This window comes from Microthrixaceae bacterium (assembly GCA_016702505.1).
In the GTDB taxonomy this organism is placed as follows: domain Bacteria; phylum Actinomycetota; class Acidimicrobiia; order Acidimicrobiales; family Iamiaceae; genus Aquihabitans.
Genome location: JADJDU010000020.1, coordinates 1 through 5398, shown reverse-complemented (window position 1 = coordinate 5398; position 5398 = coordinate 1). Strand labels below are relative to the sequence as shown.

Below are 5398 nucleotides of genomic sequence, written 5' to 3'. Positions count from 1 at the left end.
CGGGTCAGTTCCACGGCCTGGCCCTCTGGGCGAGCAGGCGGCACCACGGGTCATGGGCGACTGACGCTCGCCAGACCCCATCGGCTACCTCGGCGAGTTCCACCTCGGGCGCACAGTTGCACCCACCTCGGGTGGCATCGCTGCACGCAGCGGCGACGAGCCGGTCAAGGTCGAGGCGGTCGGTCATGGCAGTTGCCCTTCAGTGAAGTTGTTTCAGGCAGCGGAGGGAAGGGGAGGTGGTCCACAGCCGAGGATCTCGGCCCGGTGGTCTCGGGCTTCGAGGTAGCGGTTGGGTGATGGTCGGGTTCGGTCGATCTGCTTCTTCGCCCCCGGCCCCCGGTACCCGGTACCAGTGGCCGAACCGGGGGCCTGGGCCACTGGGGTCTCTAGTAACCCCAGTGGCCCCCAGGCCCCCAGTGGTTTCGGCTGGGGGCCTGGCCCCCAGTTGGCCCCCAGTTGGCCCCGGTACCCCGGTTGGGTCATGTGAAGTCATCCCATGTCCTCTCGGTAGGGCTTTACCGAGTGGTGCAGGTGGGCCTGTCCCTGCTCGGTGACCGCCACAAAGCCCTCGTCAACGAGGAGAGTCAGGGCAGCCACTACGGCCTTGTTCTGTCCTGGCACTTGATCTCGGATGGCGTTCCGACCGAGGGATGCGCCACTCTCCTCGAGGTGGCGTGACACCCTCTCCATGAGGTGGGTCGGGCGGAATGGTCCGTCTGGCTTCTGGGCCGGGGCCACAAGGTCGATCTCCACCTCGTCACCGATCGGCTTCACTGCCACCTCGGCGACGGTCTGACCACGGCGGTAGGTGCCGAGCCGGTCCTTACCGCAGATCATCTTGACCATGCCCTCGGTGTCGCGGGAGAAGGGACGGGCCTGGGCGGTGATGTACTGCGCTCCCGAGATGGCAGCGGCCTTGCGGTGGCTTCCCACCGGTGAGAGACGGCCCTCCTCCACGTTGTGCGGCATGTGGTCGATGACCACTACGGCGGGACCGAGACGGGCCAGGGACCGAGGCAGGCGACCAAACCAGCGGGCCACCTCGTCGTCAGCGTTCGGGTTCGCTCCGTTCAGGGCCAGGGCTTCGCCGGTGGAGTCGATGACCACCAGCGACGGCACCAGCTCGCCGACCATGGCTTCCACTACAGCCTTAGCGTCGTTGCCGTAGGGCTCAGACGGGCTCAGGTAGGTGAACCCAGCAACGATGTCACTCGACGGTACTCGTAGCGCTCGGAGCCGTCCGATGACGGCGGCGGCATCATCCTCGAGGTCGATGTAGACAACCCTTCGCCCCTGCACCAGTTCGTCGGCCGCGGCCTTCTGTGCGATCCAGGACTTGCCGTCACCTCCCTTGCCAGCGATGCCGTTCACCTTCCCGGCGTACAGGAGTGCAGAGCCATCGGATCGGGACAACACACTCGGAGCCGGTCGCGTCAGTTCTCCGCTATCCAGAGCGGCCACCACCGCGGCCACGTCGACGGGTCGCCACGATTCGGCGACGGCCATCGGATCCGCTCCGGCAGGGAACACGTCGGGCGGTGGGTCATCGGGTGGGGGGATCGAGTCCCAATCTGGATCCCACTCGTAGGGCTCGGGTTCGTTCGCAACGAGTTTGAGGCTCACGCGGCTTCACCCCCGAGGGCCTCGGCCACCCGAGCGATTCCTCCCGGTCGGTGCAGCGTGTCGGCCAAGCTCACTAGGCGGCGCTCGAGGTGGCGACGTTGGCGCTCGGCGTACAGGTTGGCCAGGGCCTCGGCCACGCTCCACACACGGCACCCACGGGCCTCGAAGGCCCCAGGGACCAACACGGCGTCGACGGCGGTGGCTTGGGTCAGCCCAATGGCCACCAGACGGCCCACGATCACCTCAGGGAACGGCGCGTGCCCCTCGCCGACCAACTCGCCGACCATGGCCACCACGGCGGCACACCTCGAGTCCTCGAGGTGGAGCCTGGCCAGCGTGCCAGCTTCGGCCAGGTCGATAGCGCCATCAGGATCGGCCACTAGGGCATCGACAAGATGGTGCTCGGTCCGATCACCGGTCGGGCGGTCACTTCACTCTCCTGATCTGTGTCGCCGGTCCAACAAGAGCGAGCACCTCGCTTGCTGCCTGAGATGCGGCGGTGAGCGCATCGGGCAGCAAGGCCAGGTGTTCGAGTTCGGGTTCCCACTCGTCTCCGGCACGGACCAGTTCGGCGGCCTTGTTGGCGAGCTGGGCGGCGAGGTTGCAGACGTGGGTGGCGAGGTCCGCTAGTTGCATTGATCGCTGCCACTCGGGCGGATTGTCGCCTTGCTTGTGTGCAGCGGCAGCGCAGCGTCGGAACATCTCGAGGCGGTGAGCGTGCTCGTTGCCGGTGAAGCCAGCGAGTTGTCGTGCACCGTCGATCGCTTCGGCCTGGTGCCGTTGGGCGAGACCTTCGAGGAACGGATGGGCGCTAACCGCCTGCTCCCACCGATCAGGTTCGGGTTCGGTGCGGACCGCCTTGCGAACATCTGCTGCCGTTACCTTGCGGCCTTCTTCTTCGGCCGTGTCGTTGGCCTGCTTCCATGCCTCGGCCATCCGCTCGGGTTCGTTGCGCAGCGGGGCGAGCTCGGCGGCGTGAGACTCCCGGCTCGGCATCGTGTCGGAAATTTCCGACAGTGAGCGGGTTACGTCTGACGCCTCGATCAACTCGTAGGCCCGCTGACGCTTGAGCCCCCATCGTTCCCGGCAGTAGTCCTCGAAGGTGCTGTGCGTCTGCCGGTACAACTTGGAGTCTCGGACCTCGGCCAGCGCCACACCGACCTCAACGAACGATGCCAGCCCGGCTTCGATGACCGATTCGCATTCGACAAGTTGCTGCCGTTCGTTGGGGTCCAGCCAGGTTTCAACGGAGGTCATGAGGCCACCCCAGCGCGCAGCCCTCGGATCGGGGCGAGGAGCTCGGCGGCGAGCCGGGCGCAGTAGTCAGCCCCTCGTCGCTCGAGGATCTCAGCGGCGAGGAATTCGGGGTCGACCAAGTACACGACGGAGCCCCTGACGGGCGGCTCGGGTGTATCCTGATCGCAGCCACCACGCTGCTCGCTCGGCCCCGCTTCGGCGGGGTCGTGCCGCGTCATGACGCCTTCCGACAGGTTGCAGCGGCCACCATGACAGCGACCCGCTGTAGTGCTTCGCGGTCCTTGACGGTGGCGGGCAGACCTTGGGCGGCACGTTCCGCGGTGAGGTTGCGCGTTGACCGGTTCATGCTGCACCCCCGCTGCCAGCGGCGAACGGGTCGTAACCGAACACGTCGGCCAGGTCTTTGCGCAGCTTGGGCCACGGCTCTACGCGGCCTGTCGACACTTGGTACATCACCTGGTCGGTGCAGCCGACTTCCGCTGCAACATCCCTGATCGTGAGCGCGGCGGCGCATGCCGCTTTCAGGGGAGAGGGCCGAGTCATGGGAACTCCAATCCGGTCCCGGTCCCCTTGGGAGGGAAGGACGGCGGGCCGCCTCGGCTGCGTGCCCTCAGATTCGCCTAGCTGCAACCTCTACTTGAGGGAGCCTGACAACTTGTAATTACGACAGTAGTATTCGTGGGCATGGCACGCAACCGATCCCGTAGGACTCCACCGGTACGCGACCGGCTGGGCATCGGGGAAGCCACGTCGATCACGTGCCCGACGTGCCGCAAACGCCTTGTGCTCGCGTGGCCATCAGACGGTGGGTACATACCGTCCGGTGTCGACTTCATCCCCGCTAAGGGAGTGCAACACGAGAAGGCCATGAGCGGTCCCGTCCTCAACATCGCTCACGAGGACTGGCACTCGTTCACGTGCCCCCGGTGCAAGGGCGTAGAGCAGGTGAGGGAAGCCAAGATGCGGGCGCTAGCCGAGGCGCACCCTGGCGGTTCCGTGTCCATCACCGCACCGGTGGAGATCGAGGGGCCGCTCTGGCAGAGGGCCAGGGTCACGCCTTCCAGGTGATCGAGACCCGCGACGGGTCGAACTGGTTGTTCGCCTTCGTGGTCGGCGCGATCACGACTCGGTCGACCACGCTGGCAATCACCGCTCGCCGTTGATCCAGCGTCATCACCTCGAGGGCAGCGGCGAGGTCGTCGACCCCAGCCAACACAGTTCCCGCCCTCCGCTGGACGGCAGCGTCCACCACCTCGGAGCGGGCCACCTCGAGGCGGCGTTCCAGCGCGTCACGGGCCGTGGTCCACTCGGTGCGGGTGATCTCGGCCGCGGCGAACATCTCGGCCAACTCGGTCTGGCGGGCCTCGATCTCCCTCACCGCTGACGACGGGTCGGCCTGGTGGTCGGTGCCGATGTCGGCCACCGCTGCACTCAGGTCGGCGGTGCCCAGCACCTCGATCACGTCCGCGAGCACCAGTTCATCTAGGCGGGCACCGGAGATGCCGCAGCGACCGCAACCGCCGCGGTCTGGTGGGCACGCGTACCGGTGATACCTGATCCCCTTCCGCAGAACCGGTGCTGACGTGAAAGGCACCTCGCAGCGACCGCAGTAGACGAAGCCGGTCAGCAGGTGCCGACGGCCGGGGGCCGGCGCGGTGCCTCTTCCCGCCTCGAGGATCACGCGGGCCCTTGCGGCGAGGTCCGCGTCGACAATGGCTGGCCACACGGCCGGGCCAGCAACCTTGCCGTTGTGGCTTCTGAGCCCAGCAATCCGGCTGGAGCACAACAGTCGCTTCACAGTGGTCGGTGACCATGCCGCACCCGTCACGGTGGCGATGCCGCGGTCGCGCCAATCCAGGGTGATCGAACGCACCGACTCCCCAGCGATCACCCGGTCGATGGCGTCCCGCACCTCGGCCGCCTCCGACTCCCGTGGTGTCACCCGGTCCTGCTCGTACCCGAACGGCCGCCTTCCGCCTCCCGCGAGGCTGCCACTCTCGGCCAACTCCAAGTGCTTACGGCGCAGACGGCGTGACTTGTCCTCGGATTCCTTGCGGGCCACCGCACCAATGATCCGAGCGGTCAGACGGCCCTCAGGCGTGGTGAGGTCGTAGTCACCCGATGTCACCATCCCAACCGCAACCCGGTGGTGCTCCACCGCTTCGATGAACTCCTCGAGCTCGGCGGGGCGGCGATGTAGCCGGTCAGGGTGCCACGCCACGATGGCATCGAACGTGCCCGATGCGATGCCCTCGAGCAGACGACGGTACTCAGGGCGGGCCTTGCCCGAGTAGGCGCTCTTGTCGTTGTCGACCAGCACCTCAGCGACTACCCACCCGTTCCGCTCACACCATTCCCGACAGTCACGCTCCTGGCGCTTGACTCCGAGGGCGGTACCGGTGTCCTTTGAGATGCGGCAGTAGATGACGGCGGCTTGTGGCATGCATGCAGGTTAGCGAACGTTCCCGTTAGCGAACGTTCAGCTACCAGATAGCGGGGTCCTCGTCGTCTTCGTCCT

Annotated in this window: 8 protein-coding genes; 1 reads left to right on the top strand and 7 read right to left on the bottom strand. The window is 66.8% G+C overall.

All coding sequences use genetic code 11. The annotated features are described in order from the left end of the window. Positions 1-4 precede the first annotated feature (4 nt). The 6 genes from IPG97_15605 to IPG97_15580 all read right to left on the bottom strand — a co-directional run bounded on the left by IPG97_15605 (position 5) and on the right by IPG97_15580 (position 3423). Positions 5-187, bottom strand: coding sequence for a hypothetical protein (locus IPG97_15605; GenBank protein MBK6857919.1), 183 nt, complete (start codon positions 185-187; stop codon positions 5-7). Positions 188-489: 302 nt separating this feature from the next. Then, complete coding sequence (locus tag IPG97_15600) at positions 490-1623, bottom strand: AAA family ATPase (protein MBK6857918.1); 1134 nt, start codon at positions 1621-1623, stop codon at positions 490-492. Then, a complete protein-coding gene (locus IPG97_15595) occupies positions 1620-2003 on the bottom strand; it encodes a hypothetical protein (protein ID MBK6857917.1) in 384 nt (127 codons plus the stop codon). The genes IPG97_15600 and IPG97_15595 overlap by 4 nt, the downstream gene beginning before the upstream one ends. A gap of 46 nt (positions 2004-2049) precedes the next feature. Continuing rightward, positions 2050-2880: a hypothetical protein gene (locus tag IPG97_15590; GenBank protein MBK6857916.1), complete on the bottom strand. Its 831-nt coding sequence runs from the start codon at positions 2878-2880 to the stop codon at positions 2050-2052. Beyond that, positions 2877-3098: a hypothetical protein gene (locus IPG97_15585; protein ID MBK6857915.1), complete on the bottom strand. Its 222-nt coding sequence runs from the start codon at positions 3096-3098 to the stop codon at positions 2877-2879. The genes IPG97_15590 and IPG97_15585 overlap by 4 nt, the downstream gene beginning before the upstream one ends. A 124-nt stretch (positions 3099-3222) precedes the next feature. Continuing rightward, positions 3223-3423 (bottom strand): hypothetical protein, encoded by a 201-nt coding sequence (locus tag IPG97_15580; protein ID MBK6857914.1) that lies wholly within the window; start codon positions 3421-3423, stop codon positions 3223-3225. Positions 3424-3564: 141 nt separating this feature from the next. Here IPG97_15580 and IPG97_15575 point away from each other — a divergent pair, with 141 nt between their 5' ends. Then, a complete protein-coding gene (locus tag IPG97_15575) occupies positions 3565-3948 on the top strand; it encodes a hypothetical protein (protein MBK6857913.1) in 384 nt (127 codons plus the stop codon). On the opposite strand, the gene IPG97_15570 is transcribed toward IPG97_15575, so the two are convergent. Continuing rightward, the gene (locus IPG97_15570; GenBank protein MBK6857912.1) at positions 3932-5323 is read right to left on the bottom strand and encodes a recombinase family protein; all 1392 of its coding nucleotides are present in this window, start codon (positions 5321-5323) and stop codon (positions 3932-3934) included. The two genes, IPG97_15575 and IPG97_15570, sit on opposite strands and share 17 nt — an antisense overlap. Positions 5324-5398 lie beyond the last annotated feature (75 nt).